Below are 18,254 nucleotides of genomic sequence, written 5' to 3'. Positions count from 1 at the left end.
CCTCTCTTTTCTTTCTCTTTTAACGTTCCTCATGCTTTTACAGCATACCGATCATCTTCCAGTAAGGAACACTGATAAGGCAGGCAACCAGGTTTGCAGCTGCCCAGATAATTGCGTAAGGTACGCAGTTCTTATTGTGATCTACCATATCGCCTACAATACCGATAGCAGATACATATGGCAGGTTCTGGAAATCAAAGAAGAATACGTTTACAGATACATATGCGATAAAGCATGGGATAAATGGATGCATACCCGCCTGAACTGCTAAAGGAGCAAGGAGTACGGAATATACAGTCATAACACCTAACCAGGAAATAACGATAAATCTTGTAAGGTATACCAGTAAAACGAAGATCAGTACGAATAATACAGGATTGCTAAGGAATGGATTTAAAACAGGTCCTAAAACGCCGCCGATCCATTTTGTAATACCCCAGGTGGTCAGTGCAGAACCAATCTCATACATACAGCCGATGTAAATCAGGATATCCCAGTTTACTTTTGCGCGGAACTCTTTCACGCCCATAACCTTAAGGCCCATAAGAGCACATACACCTAACATAGCAACGATTGCAGAGCTGATGCCATGCTGACGTTCAGTCATCCATAATACCAAGCAGATTGCTAAAACTGCCATTGTGATCTTCTCACCCTTGTTCCAGGTTCCCAGTTCAACGATCTTGTTTGCAATAAAGTTTTTGTTTAAATTAATCTTTTCTGTTGGTTTGTAGTAGAAATATGTAGCAATGGTAGTAAGTCCTAAAGCAACGATAGACCACGGAAGTGCCCAGATAAACCAGTCTGTCCATGTAACATCAGAGTAACCTTCTGGAAGGAACTTCAGCATGGAGTAACACATAAAGGATGCACTTAAGAATACATGGCTTGTACAGTTAAAACCAGTATATAAAGCTGCAAATAGACCTGCCATTGGCTTTGTCTGGTTTTCCAGACCCATTTCATGTCCAATCTCCTTGGTAACAGGGCCTGCAACTGCCAGTCTTGCTGTACCACTTGGAATCAATGGAGAAATAACAACACCAGAAAGAGTAATACCTAAAAACTGCCCCAGATAGGTTCCCGGGAATGCTTTCATAACTAACAAAGTCAGTCTCTTTAACAGTCCGCTGTGAGCTACTGCTGCACCTAATACCAGAGCGCCAACTAACAGCCAATAGTTTGTGCCGCTGAACGGGCTGAATGCCTGAGCAAAAGTAAGACTCTTGGTAGCTGCACATAAGCAGCAGAACATCAGCAGAATGATGTACTCAGGAAGTACTCGAAAGATCATCCAGATAAGAGCACATACTAAAAGTCCCATTCCGATCATGGACTTCTGTGGGTCTAATCCTTCTGCAACAACCAGATTTGCCGGTGGAGCCATCACACTGAGCCCTAAGCATGCTGCGATACCAATGATTCCCCCAATAATTTGTTTCTTCGACATAATGAACCCCCTTAATTTGTTAATTTTTTAACTATTAAGTGTAAATAATAAAATGGCTGGCTTTCAACCGATTCTCTGCGCTGTGGTTTATTTTTCTGCCAGTCATTTCATCTGACTTAACTATAATAAAAAAAAGATTGATAATCTAATACCAATCTTTTTATCCTAAATATAGCTTACAAGTTATGTTTTTTCCTAAAAGTACTCAAGTATATATTCCTTATGCGTAATACAATTATTGTGGAATACACATTGCTTCTCTTCCATCAGGCGCTTTTCCAGATCTGCAAAGTAGTTTAAAGCATATTCCCTGAACATCTGGTTTCTGCGGCTTTCAAAGTTTTTCTTCGGCCAGCATAACTTTAACAGACGGTAATTTCCCGGATCTGCAATAAATGCATAGGTAAGATCCTCATGTTCCTTTAACGTGTCTTTTAATGAATCATAAGGGATGATCGATATACCTTCATTTTCTGATATGGCCCTGAAAATACGCTCCATTTCGCTGTAATAAGCACAGAATTTCGGTACAAAGCCAGCTGCATGACATAAGCTTACCATCAGGGTGTTGCTGCTGGAGCCTCTCCAGCCTGCAATAAACGGCTCTTCTCTTAATTCTGACATATGCAAAAGCTTTTTCTTTGCTAATGGATGGCTGCGGTTTAATACAATGACGATTTCTTCCCGCATAAGATACTCAAATTCCACATTCTCATATGTGTTCATAGACGCGGAAATGTGGAAATCATATTCTGTCATCAGTTTTCTCTGCATCAAAGAAAAATTAGCCACATCCAAAATGATATTTGGATGCAGCTTGCAGAATAAGTCATACATAGGTGGGAAAAAGCACTGTCCTGCCTTTACGATTAGGGAAATGGTACCATTTTCAGAATCCGGTGTTACAGAAAGTCCATCTACCGCTGAATCGATGAGATTTAAGCCTTTGCTCACCTTATCGTAAAATTCTTTTCCCTGTTCGTTTAAGACAATACGCTTTTTTACACGGTCAAACAGGACTACTCCCAGTTCCTGTTCCAGGTTTTTTATGGTTTTAGAAAGAGAAGGCTGCGATACATGCAATTCCTCAGCCACCTTGGTAACACTTTCTCTTCTTGCAACTTCACAAAAATATCTCAGCTGTAAAAGCTCCATTCAGTCTTCTCCTTCTGTTTTCCCATATTTCCCGGACTGACTGGTTTTAAGGGCTTATGCCTGTAAAGTTCCCAGTCTCTTATAAACAGCCTCTGCCTCACTGATCATATCGTCAATAATGGCCTTAACTGGCTTTACTTCGTTAATAAGACCTGCAGCCGGACCCATAGCAAATACGCAGTGCTGTGTATCGCCAGACACATAGCATTCTTTGCTAAGAGCACCGGAGATAACTGGTAGCAGTTCCTTCAGACCTGCACCTGCTTTTTCCATTTCCAGTGCCTTTGCAGACTGCTCATTTTTCACATAACGGGCCATATTTTTAATACTTCTCTGGCAAGTCATGGTATCGATCTCTTTAGAATTAACGATCAGATCCTTGAAGTTCTGGTGGATGGTACACTCAGTAGACGCCACAAAACGTGTTCCCATAACTACGCCTTCTGCGCCTAATGCCAGAGCCGCTAACAGTCCTTTCCCATCTGCCACGCCGCCTGCTGCCAGCACCGGGATAGATACGGATTCTGCTACGCGGTTGATCAGGATAAAGCTTCCCAGTTCATCTAAACCTGGATGTCCTGCTACTTCATAGCCTACGATAGTAACAGCATCAGCTCCAAAGCTTTCTGCCTTTTTCGCATATTTTACACCTGGACACTTGTGGATCAGTTTAATGCCCGCTTCTTTGATGTGAGGAACAAATTCAGAAGGATTCTGTCCTGCTGTTTCAATAACCTTTACGCCTTCTTCTCCGCACACATCAATATACTGGTGGATTTTTTCTCCCATATTCAGGCCAGGAGCCAGTGAAATGTTGACAGCAAACGGCTTATCTGTCAATTCTTTTGTCTTCTTTACTGCAGCGCGGAAATCATCCATTTCCGGGTAAATGGTGATATTAATGGTTCCCAGTCCGCCTGCATTAGATACAGCTGCTGCCAGCTGTGGTACACCTAAGTGCTGCATACCGCCCTGCATAATTGGATGTTCGATACCGATCAATTCTGTAAATCTTGTTTTAAACATAAGATATACTCCTTTCAACTTGAATGTCCTCTCGAAATCTTTCATGCGCAGAAAAATCTCCAGCGAACATATGACCATCAGCGCAGATCATCTGTTGTGAATATTATAACAATGCAGTCGGATCATGTCTAATATCCAGTTTTTATCTCATGTATAGCTTACAGGTTATGGATCGTTATTTTCAAGCTTCTTATCCATTCCTTTTCGGGCAATTCATCTTTTGTCTCTATTTTTTGATCACTAATTCTACTGGGCAGTGGTCGGAACCAAACACTTCTGTATGGATCTTTGCGCTCTCCAGCTCATCTTTTAAGCTTTCGCTGACACAGAAATAGTCAATACGCCAGCCTGCGTTCTTCTCTCTTGCTTTAAAACGGTAGGACCACCAGGAGTAAATTCCTTCTGTATCCGGATAGAAGTAGCGCCAGGTATCAATAAAACCGGCATTTAAAAGGTCCGTGAACTTGCCTCTTTCTTCATCAGTGAAGCCCGCATTCTTCCGGTTAGTCTTTGGATTTTTCAGGTCGATCTCTTTGTGGGCTACGTTTAAATCACCGCAGAAGATCACCGGCTTTTTCTCTTCCAGCTTTTTAAGATATGCTAAAAATGCATCTTCCCAGGTCATACGGTAATCCAGTCTGGCAAGACCATCTTTGGAGTTTGGAGTATAGCAGGTAACAATGTAATACTCTGGGAATTCAGCTGTGATGACTCTGCCTTCATGGTCATGTTCCTCAATGCCAAGGCCATAGGAAACAGAGATAGGCTCTTCTTTTGTGAACATGGCTGTGCCGGAATAGCCTTTTTTCTCAGCATAGTTCCAGTACTGGTGATAGCCCGGCAGATCCAGATCGATCTGGCCTTCCTGCAGCTTACTTTCCTGTATACAGAATACATCTGCATCTACCTCGTTGAAAAAGTCCATAAAGCCTTTTCCCACGCAGGCACGCAGACCGTTTACATTCCAGGATATGAGTTTTTTCATGATTGTTTCTCCTTTTGCTGTATGGCAACGCCCCCGCCTTATGGCGGGGAAAGCAGTTGTGCTGATAACACATCCCCGCATAAAGTGGAAAAACTGTTGCACTCCACTGCCCCGCGAAGCGGGGCAAAATACTCTCCTTTATTCTGGATAAACCAGTCTGGATTCCGGGAACTCATCAATATGGGTCAGCACCTTCAGATACTTTGCAGCCAGATATTTTGCCATTCCCAGGTTCATATCCAGGTAATTGCCGCAGTCTTTTGGAGATGCGCCTGGTACTTCCCCTTCAAAGTCACGGACAAATTCATACATTTCTACTACTAATGGCAGAATGTCTTTTGACTCATAATCACCTGCTAAAAGCAGATAAAAACCGGTTCTGCAGCCCATCGGTCCAAAGTATACGGTCTTGTCTCCAAAATCCTTGTGGTTTCTTAAAAAGGTAGCACCCAGATGCTCGATGGTGTGCATTTCTGCGGTGTTCATAACAGGTTCTTCGTTTGGGGAAGTCATACGCAGATCAAAGGTGGTAACGGTGCTGTCTCCTACTTTGTCTTTTCTGGATACGTAAACTCCCGGCTGTAATTTAATATGGTCGATGGTAAAACTTGCGATCTTTTCCATGGTTATTTCCTCTTTTCTCTCTTTTTCACTTATATTTCCGCTACTGCATACCTTCCCCGCGCTGCGGGGAAAACACCCCTAGAAATGGCAGAAAGGCAGGTCCCAGCACTTCCCGGTTCCTGCCCTCCTTACTCTTATCGTTCTTTATACTACGACCGCCCCAAAGGGGCGACCGTTTTTAATCCTATTTTTTATCCGAATGATTAGTCATCCTCTTCATCACTTTCAGTTACAGTGAAGGTAAATCTCTTACGTGCCATTTCATCGCTTTCCAGATACTCATCGTAGGTAGTGATCTTATCAATCAGCTTGCCGTTGATGATCTCCATAATACGGTTGGCAGTAGTCTGTACGATCTGGTGGTCACGGGATGAGAAGATCATCACGCCTGGGAACTTGATCATACCACGGTTTAATGCGTCAATAGACTCCATATCTAGGTGGTCAGTCGGCTCATCTAACATCAGTACATTTGCGCCGGAGATCATCAGCTTGGATAACATACAACGTACTTTCTCACCACCGGATAATACCTTAACCTTCTTAACACCGTCTTCGCCTGCAAACAGCATACGTCCTAAGAAACCACGTACATAAGTTACGTCCTTCTCAGGAGAATACTGGGTCAGCCACTCAACAATGGTGTCATCATTTGCAAACTCAGCGGAGTTATCCTTCGGGAAGTAAGACTGGGTGGTTGTAAGTCCCCACTTGTAGCTTCCTTCATCTGGCTCCATTTCACCTGCAAGGATCTTGAATAATACAGTCTTTGCACGCTCGTTTGGTCCAACTAAAGCAACTTTGTCCTCTCTTCCAAGGATAAAGGAGATATCGTCTAAGATCTTCTCACCATCAATAGTCTTGCTTAAGTGTTCTACAGTAAGAACTTCATTTCCGATCTCACGGGCCGGACGGAAGTCGATATATGGATACTTTCTGCTGGATGGCTTGATGTCATCTAACTGGATCTTCTCTAAGGCTCTCTTACGGGAAGTAGCCTGCTTGGACTTAGAAGCATTTGCAGAGAAACGCTGGATAAATTCCTGTAATTCCTTGATCTTCTCTTCCTTCTTGCGGTTTGCTTCCTTCATCTGCTTGATGATCAGCTGGCTGGACTCAACCCAGAAGTCGTAGTTACCAGCGTACAGCTGGATCTTGCCGTAGTCGATATCAGCGATCTGTGTGCAGACTTTATTTAAGAAATAACGGTCATGGGATACTACGATAACGGTATTCTCAAAGTTGATCAGGAACTCCTCTAACCATGCGATGGCATCCAGATCCAGGTGGTTGGTAGGCTCGTCAAGAAGCAGGATGTCAGGATTTCCAAACAGTGCCTGTGCCAGTAAAACTTTGACCTTCTGTGCACCTAACAGAGTGCTCATCTGTGCATAGTGGAATTCAGTACCAATGCCAAGACCATTTAACAGGTTCTCTGCGTCAGACTCAGCTTCCCAGCCGTTCATGGTAGCGAACTCACCTTCCAGTTCTGCTGCCTTGATACCATCTTCATCTGTGAAGTCTTCCTTCATGTAGATGGCTTCCTTTTCCTTCATGATCTGGTACAGTCTTGCATTTCCCATGATAACAGTATCCAGAACGGTGTACTCATCATATTTGAAATGGTCCTGCTGTAAGAAGGAAAGTCTCTGTCCCGGAGTGATGGCAACCTCACCGCTGGTTGGCTCTAACTGTCCGGAAAGGATCTTTAAAAATGTAGACTTTCCGGCGCCGTTTGCACCGATCAGTCCATAACAGTTGCCTTCTGTAAACTTGATATTTACATCTTCAAACAATGCTTTCTTGCCTACACGAAGGGAAATATTATTTGCACTTATCATGTCATTTACCTTTCTTATAAATAAATCTGTTGTTTTTGTTTCCGCTAAAAGAGGGGGCATTTGCTGTCCCCTCTTTTCTGTCTTATGTACTTACAGGATGACCTGAAAAATACATTCTTCGCTCAATATCAGATTGTACAGGGAAACACTGCATTTTGCAAGGTCTTTTTACAGGAAATTCCCCATTTGCAGACTATTTATAAGCTATTTCTCCGTCAGTTATCCGCTGATGCCGGTGATCCGTTCATCCGCTGCCAGTTTTAACAGCATTGCATTCTTATCATATAAAGGCGGATATACTACTTCCAGTTCTATCTTTGTACCATTCTTGCCTTTTCCCACCTTCAGATTTGAAATCTTGACCTTTTCTTCTGAAAAATGCATCTGGATATCCGCGATCACATTTTCATAATCCGTACAGGTCATCTTAAGAAAACCCCGTATGGGTTCTGCCGTAAGGAAAGAGGTTCTGTGAAGGATCTCCTGGATCGCTACTACCAGTATACCGGCGCAGACACCAATACCATACTTTCCTGCTCCCACTGCCATTCCCACGCCAGCTGTGGTCCACAGTCCCGCTGCTGTAGTCAGACCGCTGACTGTATTATTGCGGACAAAGATCACACCTGCACCCAGGAAACCTACACCGGATACGATCTGTGCCGCCACACGGGAGGAATCTACCTTTTCTACATCGTAAAAACCATACTTGGATACTACCATCATAAGCGCCGCCCCCAACGCTACAATGGCATGTGTCCTCATACCGGCGCTTTTATCCCTGTTCTTTCGCTCATAGCCGATCATATACCCCAATACGCTGGCTACGATCACTCGCAAAAATAACTCCGCATCTGACGGTATCCCTATTTTTGTTATCATTTCTGCTACCATCTTCATGTCCCTCCTGATCCTGTCTCTTATACTGTGTAGCTTTTATATGCTGATCTTTTCTTCTCTCTTAATACCAGTATAGCCCATCCATATCCACCTGGTTTTGCTCATTTTTCAGGCATCTGTGCTCATTTTCCAAATGATTTCCTGTATTCCACCGGCGTACAGCCTTCTCTTTCTATAAACAGCTTTGTAAAATAACTCTGACTGTACCAGCCACATTCTACGGTAATATCCTTTACCGTCATATGGGTGGTTGCCAGAAGCTCTTTTGCATGGTTTAAGCGAAGCCCAGCCACGTAATCACTGTAGCGCACGCCCAGCGCTGTTTTTAAAAGACTGCTGATATAACTGGCAGACAGACCGAACCGCTCGGAAAGATCTGCCGCTGAAATATCTTCCCGGTAATGTTCCTCAATAAAACGGATCATGGAATTGATCCTGGAGTCCTCAGAAGGACTGCTTAAAAGGCTTCTGGATTTCTGCTCCAGGAAGTTTTTCAGTTCTTTTGGATCCATGTTTTCTGAAACCGGAGTTTTTAAGACCAGACTGAAAAAACTGGCAATATTTTTTCTTGACCGCCCGATCCATTCCTTTTCCTCCATCTTTTTCCCGATCCAGGAAGATAAACTGGAAAAGCTGTTGTAATCTCCGCTCTTCCATGCCTCCTGCCACTTTAAGCATCTGCGGCCGAACTCCACTTTTTCTTCCTCTTCATCTAAAAGAGGACTGAGATAATAAAAACGCCCGGTTCCTTTTATTACCCGCAGGCAACTGAGTTCTTCCAGATTTCCAAGGTCTTCCCTCAGGTTTTCCATGTCCCTTGTAACAGAGGTGCCAAAACAGGTCATTCCTTCTGCAAATGTCCGGGCAGATAAAGTCCTGTAGATCTCCTGTATCCCTTCTCCTTTTTCCGAAAAACAGAGAAGTTTCAAACTGTTATCACTGAATACAGAAACTACATGATCCTCATATCCCTGAAACAGAGCCGGGATCGGATCGGAAACCAGGTTTTCTCCATCCACTGTGATCATCAGCAGCCCGCAGAAATAACCCTTATATTCCCCCAGTCCGATATTTCTTCCATTCAAAGCACTTTCCAGCCAGGTACGGAACAGATTTTTTCTCCGCTCTCCTGCCAGATACTGCTGCAGGCGTACCGCCGTAATGGTCTCCTGGATCGTCTTTTTATCCAAAGGCTTCATCAGATAATCTTCCACTTTCAGCTTTACCGCCTGCTTGGCATACTCAAATTCATTGAAGCCGGTCATGATATAATAACGGGTATCCGGAGATATTTCCTTCCCCAGTTTTATGGCTTCCAGTCCGGAAGGCCCCGGCATCTTAATATCTACATATGCCATGGCGATCTCATGTTCTTCCAGCATTTTTAACATCTCATGGCCATTATAGGCATGAAGGACCTCGTCTTCTTTGGAACATGCCTGGATCAGTTTTTCTATGGAAATATGGATCAGCGGTTCATCGTCGATCACCAGTATCTTCATGTTTTTCCTCCTTGAAAGGAACGATCAGTACCTGAATGGTTCGTCCATCTATACGGTAAATATAAAGCCGGATATCAGGTCCCCACAGGCTGATCCTGTTTTCTACATTTTTTATTCCAATGGACTCCGGGGAGTTTAATTCTTCCTCTTTAAATCCCACACCATCATCCTCAATAAGAATGTACAGACTGTTTCCGTGACGTTCTGCCTCTACAAACAATTTACATGGAACTTCGCTGGGCTCTATGCCATGGATCACTGCATTTTCCACCAGAGGCTGCAATAACAGCTTTGGCATGGAAAGGGACTTAAACTCTTCTGAACAGTTGATCTCATAGGAAAGCCGGTTTCCAAAACGCAGCAGGCACAGGGAACAGTAATCATTTAAAAAGTCCAGTTCTGCCCCTAAAGTAGTCTCCCGGCTGCGGCTTAACACATACCGCAGCAGATGGGCAAAGGAGTAAAAAGCATCATTTAAAGCCTCCTGCTCCCCGATCTGGTTTAAGGTAATAAAGCTGTAAATGGTATTGATGATAAAATGAGGCTGAATCTGGGACTGGAGCGCCTGTAACTGCAGGTTTTTCTGGGCCAGCTTCAGCTCATATTCATTGCGGATGGTCTCCTGGAGCTGCTTTGCCATGGCATTAATAGAAGTTCCGATCTCATTAAACTCACGGATCACCAATGGCTCACACCGTGAATTTAAGTTGCCCACCTGGAGTTCTCCAAGGACTGCCTTAATATGATAGGTAGGGCGCTCGATCCAGTAATTATTTTTCTTAAACATGGCATATCCCAGGATGGAGCATAACAGACAGCAGGCTGCTGCCATAAACAGGAAAATGGCCATACGGTCTATCACATAGGACGCAGACAGCAGTACATGGACCGTTAGAGGATAATGCTCTAAGGTCTGTGAAAAACACAGCCAGTTTCTGTGGTCATAGTTTACTTTCTGCTGCTTTAAAGCTGCAGTCTGAGTCTTTGTAAGAGGCTTATTGGAATAGATCAGCTGATCTTCGTCATTTGTAAACGCAATGATCAGAGGCGCCTTGCTGGTAAGGCTGGAGAACAGATTTTCAAAATCATCTGTTTTTAAGTTCAGCATGATCACATTTTCCTGATCCTGAAGGAACATGTTGTTTAATTTTCTGGATATGTAAAAACTTCCTGTATCCAGTTCTTCTTCTTCATCTGCCCCTGTCATATCTTTTTCCGGGATAATAGCCACCCGGCCGTTTTTGTCAAGAGCCGACTGATACCAGCTGCGGCCTGTAAGAGGGTGGATGGTTGGAAGATACTGATACCAGTCAGACGTGTTAAAATACAGCACATTTCCGTCTGACATGACTAACATATCCCCAAAATCTTCTCTGGAATAGGTAGTCAGCTGTAAAAGTTTTCCAATTTCTTCTCCTACCTTGTTCTGGTCATAGGGTGTCAGGTCCTCAAAAGGCGTCCTGGACTGAAAAAAGGAATGATAATAAGGTGCTTTTGTCAGGTTATCAATATCGTTAAGATATTTTGTCATGTATGCTGAGATCAGTTTCGTATTATTCTCCGCCCGGCTGCGTATCTCCTGATACTGGTAAGTTCCAAACAGATAGGACACCAGAAAGCTGACCACTACAATTGGAAGGAGACAGCTGAGGATAAAATTTACAAATAATTTTCTGGAAAGGGACTGTACTTTCTTTTGTTTCATATGTAACCTCTTCGTCTGATTAATATTGAATTATAGCACAATTTTATTGCTGGTAAAAGTTTAATTTTTGTCAATCTTTACAAAATTTTTACTTGACTGGAATTTTTCTCATATTATAAATTCCCCAGTATACAAAACACCCGGCAAACCTGTTGGATCTGCCGGGTGTATGTCTGCTTCGCAGCCCCTTGTTTTTGACTGCGCGACTTACTTATTTGAATAATTTAGCTACACGCTCTTCCATGCTGGAAACTGCCTGCTCTGGGGTGTAGTTGTCTTCCAGGATGCACTTCTGGATCTCGTTTGCGAAGATTTCTTTTGCTTCCTGATACTGTGGGATAAATGGTGTCTTATAGGTGCTGTACTGTACCTGATCTACGATGATCTGAAGATTTGGATCTTCTTCTACCATCTTCTTGTATTCTTCAGAGTCTATGCAGCTCTGTCTGGTAGGAAGATATCCGGTACCATTTGCCCAGCGTACTGCATTTTCGGTGTTGGTCATGTACTTTAAGAACTCCCAGCCAGCCTTCTCTTCTTCTTCGCTGTGGCCCTTGAACATTAACAGGTTAGAACCACCTGCAGGATAGGAAAGTGTGGTATCCTGAGGAACTGCACCTACACCAACTTCAAATTCACAGGTCTTCTCTAATCCCTTTAACTGAGCACTGCTCTGCTGGATCATAGCTGCTGTGCCGCCTGCAAATGCATTTCTGCAAGCCTCAGAAGAGTTGTAATCCTGACCGGATGGAACATGCATGGTTCCGTCTGCGATCATTTCTTTCCACAGATACAGTGGCTTTGTTCCAGGATCGCCTGCAAATCCGATGCCGTCTTCTGTCTCATTGAAAATGGTTCCGCCTGCGTTCATAACCAGTGACATGTAATACCACTGATCCAGTGGGCAGGAATATCCATAAGAACCGTTTCCAGTAAGAGCCTTAGCGTCTGCCTTTAAGTCATCCCAGGTTACAGGAGCTTCTTCCAGACCTGCTTCTTTGAAACGATCCTTGTTGTAGTACAGTACCGGAACGCTGCGGGAATGAGGAAGGGCTACTAATGCTCCATCATAGTAGGAAGCGTCTAACAGACCTGGCATGAAATCGCTCATATCGTAGTTCTCTTCATCTACGAACTTCTGAAGGTCAACTAACTGATCTGCGTCAGCGAAAATTCCTAACATACCAATCTCCATCTGAGCTAAAACAGGAGCTTCGCCAGCTGCTAAAGCGGCCTGCATCTTAGTACCTGCGTCTGTGTAAGAACCCTGATGTACTGCTTTTACAAAGATCTTGTCCTGGGACTCGTTAAAGGAGTCTGTGATCTGCTGGATCAGTTCTCCGTTGGAAGAACCCATGCAGTGCCAGAACTCGATAGTGATCTTGTCACCGTTATCTGCTGCAGCTGCTTCTGTGCTTCCCTCTGCTGCCTTGGTGTCCTCTGCCTTTGCTGCTGTAGTATCAGCCGGTTTTGCGGAACTGCCGCATCCAGCTAACATACCAGCTGCCATAGCTGCTGCCAATACTCCTGCTACTTTTCTTTTCATTTTCTTTCCTCCTGTGTTTGTTTAATATACTTTTTATTTATAATTTACTTAATACCGGAATATACAAAGGAATTACGGATCTTCTGGCTTGCCAGCATGTATACGATCAGGATCGGCAGTACTAAAACTACGTTTCCTGCCATGATAATGTGCCACATCTGTAAAGTCTCAGAAGATTTAAGGGCTGCGATACCTACAGGCAGTGTACGAAGTGTCTCACTGGAGGTCATGATCAACGGCCAGAAGTAGTTGTTCCAGGTAGAGATGAAGGACAGAAGGCCGATGGTGATCAGAGCCGGTTTTGCCATAGGCATCATTACCTTGAACATGATCTTACGGTTATCTGCATCGTCCAGTCTTGCAGCCTCAATGACTTCCTGAGGGATCTGCATAAAATACTGGCGGAGCATGAAAATACCAAATGGATTGGAAATAAATGGTAATATTAACGGTATAAATGTTTTTAACATCTTCATCCGGCTGAACATCAGGTAAACCGGAAGGAAGGTGATCTGCTGCGGGATCATTAATCCTAACAGTACAATTCCAAAAAAGATATTTTTTCCGAAATATTCATGTCTTGCAAAGCTGTAAGCAGCCGGTACAATGATCAGATACTGGAGAACCAGCACACAAAGGCTGACTACAACAGAGTTTCTAAAATATAATCCAATGGGAACGATCTCAAATACATGAGCGTAGTTTTCCCAGTGAAGACTGGATGGGAATAGGGTAGGCGGGAACTGCAGCGCCTCGGTATAGTCCTTTAATGACGTGCTGACCATCCAGTAAAATGGGAATGCTATGATGACCATAACAGCCACTTTTAAAATAATGTTCAGGATATGGCATACTTTCTGAAAAAGAAGTGCGCCCCTGCTTTCTTCCATGATTTTTCCTCCTTAATTATATCGTAAACTGTGGAAATTTTACTGATAATGTACACGTTTCTTTCCTACACCGAACTGAACGTAGGTCATGATGCATACCAGGATCAGTAAGATCACACCTGCCGCACAGGCCATACCCGGTTTTCCGTAGCGGAAAGCAAAGGAATAAATGTAGTAAACCAGTGTATTGGTAGAGTCTACCGGTCCGCCCTGTGTCATAACGTTAACGGAGTCAAAGATCTTGAAAGATGCAATGGATGCCACAACAGAGGTAAACAGGATGGTCGGTGAGATCATTGGAAGAGTGATCTTGAAAAACACTCTCCACTTTGGAGTGGAATCCAGTTCTGCTGCCTCGTAAATATTAGAAGGAACCGTCTGAAGGGCTGCCATGATCAGCAGTACATAGTAACCAACGCTTTTCCATACCATTACCAGAACCAGTGAAAACATGGAAGTGGATGGGCTGGAAAGAAATGGGAATTTTGCAAATCCCAGCTTTGTGATGACCATGTTTAAAAATCCGGTATCCGGGTCCATCAGCCATAAGAATACGATGGATACGGAAACCATGGAAATAACATGAGGGGTAAAGATAAAGCCCTCTACCATGTTGTTTAATTTCTTATGTTTGGAGCCGTTTAACCATACTGCAATGATCACTGCCAGCACCATGGTCAGACTGACGAACAGTACTGTATAAACAACGGTATTTACAAGTACCATCCGGAATGTTTCTGAACCAAACAGTTCTTTGTAGTTGTCCAGTCCCACGAAGGTTTTCTTCGCGGAGATCAGGCTTCCGGAAAACATGGAATAATAGATCAGGTAAAATACCGGATATACAGTGAAGACAAACAGTAAGATCATTGCCGGCATAGCGGTAACAAATCCCAGCATGCGGTCCCGCTTTTCGCTGACGCTTCGTTTTTTCTTATCCACTGCTTACACCTCCCGGCCTGCAAGTTTTGCAAATCCAGCATGGATCATCAGTCTGCGTTCGTCATCTAAGGTGATCCGCTTTCCATCCTTATCAAACAGATACATGTTCTTTACAGGAATAGACAGTTTTAAGGTGCTTTCGTCTTCTGCTTCATAATCAGATTTTGCCATCAGCTTTCCTGCCGGACTGTCTAAGGAGTAGATGATCTCAGAACCAAGCATTTCCTTGGTAGCGATCTTAGCACTTATCTCTACATGCTCTTCTTCTACTTCTTTTAAGTATACTTTCTCCGGACGGAAACCAACCTGCATTCCTTCCGGCAGAATGTCTTTTACAATGTTCATCTGAGGAGTGCCTATAAACTGTGCTGCATATACGCAGTTTGGATTGTTATACAGTTCTCTTGGGCTGGACTGCTGTACAATGTAGCCATCTTTCATCAGTACAATATCATCTGCCATAGACATTGCTTCTACCTGATCATGGGTTACATATACGAAAGTGGTTCCCAGTTTTTTATGTAAACCGATCAGCTCCACACGCATCTGTCCACGCAGCTTTGCATCCAGGTTTGACAGCGGCTCGTCCATTAAGAATACTTTTGGCTGCTTTACCATGGCTCTTGCAAGTGCAACTCTCTGTCTCTGGCCACCGGAAAGTGTAGCCGGTTTACGGTCCAGGTACTGAGTTAGGCCTACTACCTCGCAGATCTCCTGGACTCTTTTCTTTCTCTCTTCTTTTGGCACTTTCTTGTTTTCCAGACCAAATTCGATATTTTCACGGACTGTCATGGTCGGATACAGAGCATAGTTCTGGAAAACCATGGCAATGTCTCTTTTTCCTGGTGTTAAGTCGTTGATCTTCTTTCCGTCAATGTAAATATCTCCGGAAGTCGGTTCATCAAGTCCTGTGATCATACGCAGTGTTGTGGATTTTCCACAGCCGGACGGTCCTACCAGAACAGTAAAGCTGCCGTCTTCTATGCTTAAGTTCAAATCATCAATGACCATCTGGTCACCAAACTTCTTTGTTACATTTTTCAACTGAATAGCCCCCATGCCATTTCCTCCTGTTTTTCTTCGTTTTATCCTTGGTTTGATCTTGTTTTCAGTTATTTTCGTTATTTGAACATTTTTCATGTTCCTTTGTTGTATCCAATATAACATCTTTGCTTATTTTTCTTCTTTGCTCTTTTTTTAGAAAGCTTTGCTGTTTTTATGAACAGAGCAAAAAATAAACTTAAAGGAATCTTAATTGAATTTTGGGGGCGGGAATGTTACCATGGAATTAACCTGAATATTACTCCATTTACTGAGCTTACAGATATTTATAGATCTTTATAGAAAAGAGGAATCATCATTATGAAAAAAAGACATGTGTATGACCTTGTAATACTCCTTGCAGCCGGTACGATTATGATGTCCGCCTGCGGCAAAAAACCAGATGCGCCTGCTGATACAACAGCGCCCACACAGACCGAAAGCCAGACTGAGGCTTCCGCAGAGGAAACCACCAAACCAGACGAAACTCCATCCGAAACACAGGTCCCGGAAGATACAGAAAGCACAAAATTCTATATGCTCCAGGGAACGGTTACAAAAGCAGAAAAAGACGGCTCTGCCTTTACCTTACTGGCCGATGACGGAAATGAATATACCATCGCTCTTTCTGATATCCGCGATGTGGAAACAGAGATTGAAAAGAATATCCAGATTGCCATTGCCTGTATGAAAGACGCCTCCGGCGATCCTGAAAAAGCAGCTTATATCGTCGCTTTCCCGGAACAGGAAGAATGGACCATTTCCACTGACGAAGGCATCACCACCAGCAACGCCATGAGCACCTTCATGATCCAGACAAGTGATGGCAGAGAGATCGGATTTATTAAAGATAACTGTCCTTCCGATGAAAACGCGCTTACCAGTGACAGCGGAGACTCTGTGATCGTTACTTATGTTACTTCTGATAATGCGAACTTCCCGTTGGAGATCCGGAAGGGGAAGTGATAAAATCAAAAATCTTTATATAAAATAATTTTAGCTGCCAGATGACTATTGCTTTACAGTCACCGGCAGCTTATTAAAATAATCTATATAATTGTCTCTTTTATAACTCTTTTTTCGTACTTTAACTTATTTTAAGTTATAATGCAATATTAAAGTTAAGATCTCATTTCCTACAGCAGATTTCCATATCTTCCCAGGAAACTTCTGGTTCTTTCATTGTCAGAAGCAAATACCTTTTCCGGTGCTCCTTCTTCTACGATCACACCACCTGCCATAAAGATGACGCGGTGGGAAATATCTCTTGCAAAGGCCATTTCATGGGTTACGATGACCATGGCTATGTGCAGATCTGCCAGGGACTTGATAACCTTTAATACTTCTCCCGTCAGCTCCGGATCCAGAGCAGATGTGGGCTCATCAAAGAACAGGATCTTTGGTTTTAACGCCAGAGCTCTTGCAATGGCTACTCGCTGGCACTGTCCGCCGGATAACTGGCAGGGATAGGCATTTTCTTTATCTTCCAGACCCATTTTTTTCAGAAGTTCCCTTGCTTCTTTGTAAACTTCCTCTTTGTCCCTTTTCTGTACATGGATCGGGGCATCTGTAATGTTCTTTAATACAGAAAAATGGGGAAACAGGTTAAAGTTCTGGAATACCAGGCCATACTGGCTCTGGATCTCTTTTAAATCTTTCTTGTCTGCATAGTTTAACTTTCCGTTTTCATCGCTCCATACCGCTTTTTTACCCAGATAAACGATCTCTCCGCTATCCATAGTCTCCAACATGGTAGCGCAACGCAGCAGAGTGGATTTTCCGGAACCGGAAGGGCCGATGATGGAAACGATCTCTCCATCTTCCACACTTAATGATATATCCTTAAGAACATTCAGGTCATCAAAGGACTTTTCCACATGATTGATCTCTAATAATTTCATTATCCACAATCCTCCAGTTTTTAGTACACACTAACGGTAATAATCCAGTTTTTTCTCCAGCCATTCAAGGAACATGGCTACTACCAGGTTAAATACATAATAGAAAATACCGGCTGCAACAAAAGGCATCATGCTTACCTGGGAAGAAGCCAGTGCTTTTGCTGTTGTGAACATTTCCATAACACTTAAAGTAAATGCCAGGGAAGTATCCTTTACCAGTGTGATCACCTCATTGGTTACAGAAGGAAGGATCCTTTTGATCACCTGAGGAAGGATGATCTTGATAAATGTCTGGGACTTGCTGTATCCTAACAGCTTTGCTGCCTCATACTGACCTACAGGCATAGACTGGATACCACTGCGGTAGATCTCTGCAAAATAAGCTGCGTAGTTGATCACAAATCCGATAAATACAGCCCAGAGGCGATAGCTGTTGCCTACACGCATACCGAAAATATAGTAAGGTCCAAAATAAACTACCAGCAGCTGCAGCATCAGCGGAGTACCTCGCATGATGGAAATATATACCTTGATCACAGCCTGAAGGAGTTTATTTTTTGACATACGGCCCAGGGCTACAAAAAGGCCTAAGGGCAGTGAAAAAATAAGGGTCACTGCAAAAATCTGTATACTGGTTCCCATACCTCCTGCCAGCTGCATAAGGATCTGCTGGATCGTCATTTTACCCATATCTGTACCTGCTTTCAAAATGTTTCTTACGTGTTTCTTTTATGTCCGCATAGTGC

At 43.3% G+C, this 18,254-nt stretch carries 16 protein-coding genes; 1 reads left to right on the top strand and 15 read right to left on the bottom strand.

The annotated features are described in order from the left end of the window. Window positions 1–37: 37 nt before the first annotated feature. The 13 genes from DW251_RS03245 to DW251_RS03185 form a co-directional block, all read right to left on the bottom strand. Window positions 38–1,450: an SLC13 family permease gene (locus DW251_RS03245; protein ID WP_118300223.1), complete on the bottom strand. Its 1,413-nt coding sequence runs from the start codon at window positions 1,448–1,450 to the stop codon at window positions 38–40. Window positions 1,451–1,645: 195 nt separating this feature from the next. Next, on the bottom strand, window positions 1,646–2,605 hold the full coding sequence (locus tag DW251_RS03240; protein WP_118300222.1) for a LysR family transcriptional regulator: 960 nt from the start codon (window positions 2,603–2,605) through the stop codon (window positions 1,646–1,648). A gap of 54 nt (window positions 2,606–2,659) precedes the next feature. Beyond that, window positions 2,660–3,631, bottom strand: a complete 972-nt coding sequence (locus DW251_RS03235) for a nitronate monooxygenase (RefSeq protein ID WP_118300221.1) — start codon at window positions 3,629–3,631, stop codon at window positions 2,660–2,662. A 226-nt stretch (window positions 3,632–3,857) separates the two neighbouring features. Continuing rightward, on the bottom strand, window positions 3,858–4,616 hold the full coding sequence (xth, locus tag DW251_RS03230; RefSeq protein WP_118300220.1) for an exodeoxyribonuclease III: 759 nt from the start codon (window positions 4,614–4,616) through the stop codon (window positions 3,858–3,860). A 138-nt stretch (window positions 4,617–4,754) separates the two neighbouring features. Beyond that, window positions 4,755–5,240, bottom strand: coding sequence for an S-ribosylhomocysteine lyase (locus DW251_RS03225; RefSeq protein WP_021870367.1), 486 nt, complete (start codon window positions 5,238–5,240; stop codon window positions 4,755–4,757). A 203-nt stretch (window positions 5,241–5,443) separates the two neighbouring features. Next, the gene (locus DW251_RS03220) at window positions 5,444–7,081 is read right to left on the bottom strand and encodes an ATP-binding cassette domain-containing protein (protein ID WP_118300304.1); all 1,638 of its coding nucleotides are present in this window, start codon (window positions 7,079–7,081) and stop codon (window positions 5,444–5,446) included. A gap of 219 nt (window positions 7,082–7,300) precedes the next feature. Continuing rightward, a complete protein-coding gene (locus DW251_RS03215; protein ID WP_243034864.1) occupies window positions 7,301–7,981 on the bottom strand; it encodes an MgtC/SapB family protein in 681 nt (226 codons plus the stop codon). 122 nt (window positions 7,982–8,103) lie between these two features. Further along, window positions 8,104–9,483 (bottom strand): helix-turn-helix domain-containing protein, encoded by a 1,380-nt coding sequence (locus DW251_RS03210; RefSeq protein WP_118300219.1) that lies wholly within the window; start codon window positions 9,481–9,483, stop codon window positions 8,104–8,106. Continuing rightward, the gene (locus DW251_RS03205) at window positions 9,458–11,188 is read right to left on the bottom strand and encodes a histidine kinase (protein ID WP_021870363.1); all 1,731 of its coding nucleotides are present in this window, start codon (window positions 11,186–11,188) and stop codon (window positions 9,458–9,460) included. The genes DW251_RS03210 and DW251_RS03205 overlap by 26 nt, the downstream gene beginning before the upstream one ends. A gap of 211 nt (window positions 11,189–11,399) precedes the next feature. Continuing rightward, window positions 11,400–12,734: an ABC transporter substrate-binding protein gene (locus tag DW251_RS03200; RefSeq protein ID WP_021870362.1), complete on the bottom strand. Its 1,335-nt coding sequence runs from the start codon at window positions 12,732–12,734 to the stop codon at window positions 11,400–11,402. A gap of 44 nt (window positions 12,735–12,778) precedes the next feature. Then, window positions 12,779–13,624 carry a carbohydrate ABC transporter permease gene (locus DW251_RS03195; RefSeq protein ID WP_021870361.1) on the bottom strand — a complete coding sequence of 282 codons (846 nt, stop codon included), beginning with the start codon at window positions 13,622–13,624 and terminating at the stop codon, window positions 12,779–12,781. 39 nt (window positions 13,625–13,663) lie between these two features. After that, a complete protein-coding gene (locus DW251_RS03190) occupies window positions 13,664–14,566 on the bottom strand; it encodes a sugar ABC transporter permease (RefSeq protein WP_021870360.1) in 903 nt (300 codons plus the stop codon). Between the two features lie 3 nt (window positions 14,567–14,569). Next, window positions 14,570–15,625, bottom strand: coding sequence for an ABC transporter ATP-binding protein (locus tag DW251_RS03185; RefSeq protein ID WP_021870359.1), 1,056 nt, complete (start codon window positions 15,623–15,625; stop codon window positions 14,570–14,572). 303 nt (window positions 15,626–15,928) lie between these two features. On the opposite strand from DW251_RS03185, the gene DW251_RS03180 reads away from it, so the two are divergent. After that, window positions 15,929–16,573: a hypothetical protein gene (locus DW251_RS03180; RefSeq protein WP_118300218.1), complete on the top strand. Its 645-nt coding sequence runs from the start codon at window positions 15,929–15,931 to the stop codon at window positions 16,571–16,573. A gap of 170 nt (window positions 16,574–16,743) precedes the next feature. Here the strand turns inward: DW251_RS03180 and DW251_RS03175 are convergent, their stop codons facing one another. Then, window positions 16,744–17,508 (bottom strand): amino acid ABC transporter ATP-binding protein, encoded by a 765-nt coding sequence (locus tag DW251_RS03175; protein WP_021870357.1) that lies wholly within the window; start codon window positions 17,506–17,508, stop codon window positions 16,744–16,746. 30 nt (window positions 17,509–17,538) lie between these two features. Further along, the gene (locus DW251_RS03170; RefSeq protein ID WP_347474614.1) at window positions 17,539–18,189 is read right to left on the bottom strand and encodes an amino acid ABC transporter permease; all 651 of its coding nucleotides are present in this window, start codon (window positions 18,187–18,189) and stop codon (window positions 17,539–17,541) included. Window positions 18,190–18,254 lie beyond the last annotated feature (65 nt).

The sequence above is a fragment of the Clostridium sp. AM22-11AC genome (genome assembly GCF_003473545.1).
Taxonomy (GTDB): Bacteria; Bacillota; Clostridia; order Lachnospirales; family Lachnospiraceae; genus Enterocloster.
This window is presented reverse-complemented; position numbering and strand designations above follow the sequence as displayed.

What these genes read in the sequence shown, in the direction of transcription:
- DW251_RS03245 (WP_118300223.1), bottom strand. Translation starts at nt 1,450, where the DNA reads ATGTCGAAGAAACAAATTATTGGGGGAATCATTGGTATCGCAGCATGC.
- DW251_RS03240 (WP_118300222.1), bottom strand. Translation starts at nt 2,605, where the DNA reads ATGGAGCTTTTACAGCTGAGATATTTTTGTGAAGTTGCAAGAAGAGAA.
- DW251_RS03235 (WP_118300221.1), bottom strand. Translation starts at nt 3,631, where the DNA reads ATGTTTAAAACAAGATTTACAGAATTGATCGGTATCGAACATCCAATT.
- xth (WP_118300220.1), bottom strand. Translation starts at nt 4,616, where the DNA reads ATGAAAAAACTCATATCCTGGAATGTAAACGGTCTGCGTGCCTGCGTG.
- DW251_RS03225 (WP_021870367.1), bottom strand. Translation starts at nt 5,240, where the DNA reads ATGGAAAAGATCGCAAGTTTTACCATCGACCATATTAAATTACAGCCG.
- DW251_RS03220 (WP_118300304.1), bottom strand. Translation starts at nt 7,081, where the DNA reads ATGATAAGTGCAAATAATATTTCCCTTCGTGTAGGCAAGAAAGCATTG.
- DW251_RS03215 (WP_243034864.1), bottom strand. Translation starts at nt 7,981, where the DNA reads ATGAAGATGGTAGCAGAAATGATAACAAAAATAGGGATACCGTCAGAT.
- DW251_RS03210 (WP_118300219.1), bottom strand. Translation starts at nt 9,483, where the DNA reads ATGAAGATACTGGTGATCGACGATGAACCGCTGATCCATATTTCCATA.
- DW251_RS03205 (WP_021870363.1), bottom strand. Translation starts at nt 11,188, where the DNA reads ATGAAACAAAAGAAAGTACAGTCCCTTTCCAGAAAATTATTTGTAAAT.
- DW251_RS03200 (WP_021870362.1), bottom strand. Translation starts at nt 12,734, where the DNA reads ATGAAAAGAAAAGTAGCAGGAGTATTGGCAGCAGCTATGGCAGCTGGT.
- DW251_RS03195 (WP_021870361.1), bottom strand. Translation starts at nt 13,624, where the DNA reads ATGGAAGAAAGCAGGGGCGCACTTCTTTTTCAGAAAGTATGCCATATC.
- DW251_RS03185 (WP_021870359.1), bottom strand. Translation starts at nt 15,625, where the DNA reads ATGGGGGCTATTCAGTTGAAAAATGTAACAAAGAAGTTTGGTGACCAG.
- DW251_RS03180 (WP_118300218.1), top strand. Translation starts at nt 15,929, where the DNA reads ATGAAAAAAAGACATGTGTATGACCTTGTAATACTCCTTGCAGCCGGT.
- DW251_RS03175 (WP_021870357.1), bottom strand. Translation starts at nt 17,508, where the DNA reads ATGAAATTATTAGAGATCAATCATGTGGAAAAGTCCTTTGATGACCTG.
- DW251_RS03170 (WP_347474614.1), bottom strand. Translation starts at nt 18,189, where the DNA reads ATGACGATCCAGCAGATCCTTATGCAGCTGGCAGGAGGTATGGGAACC.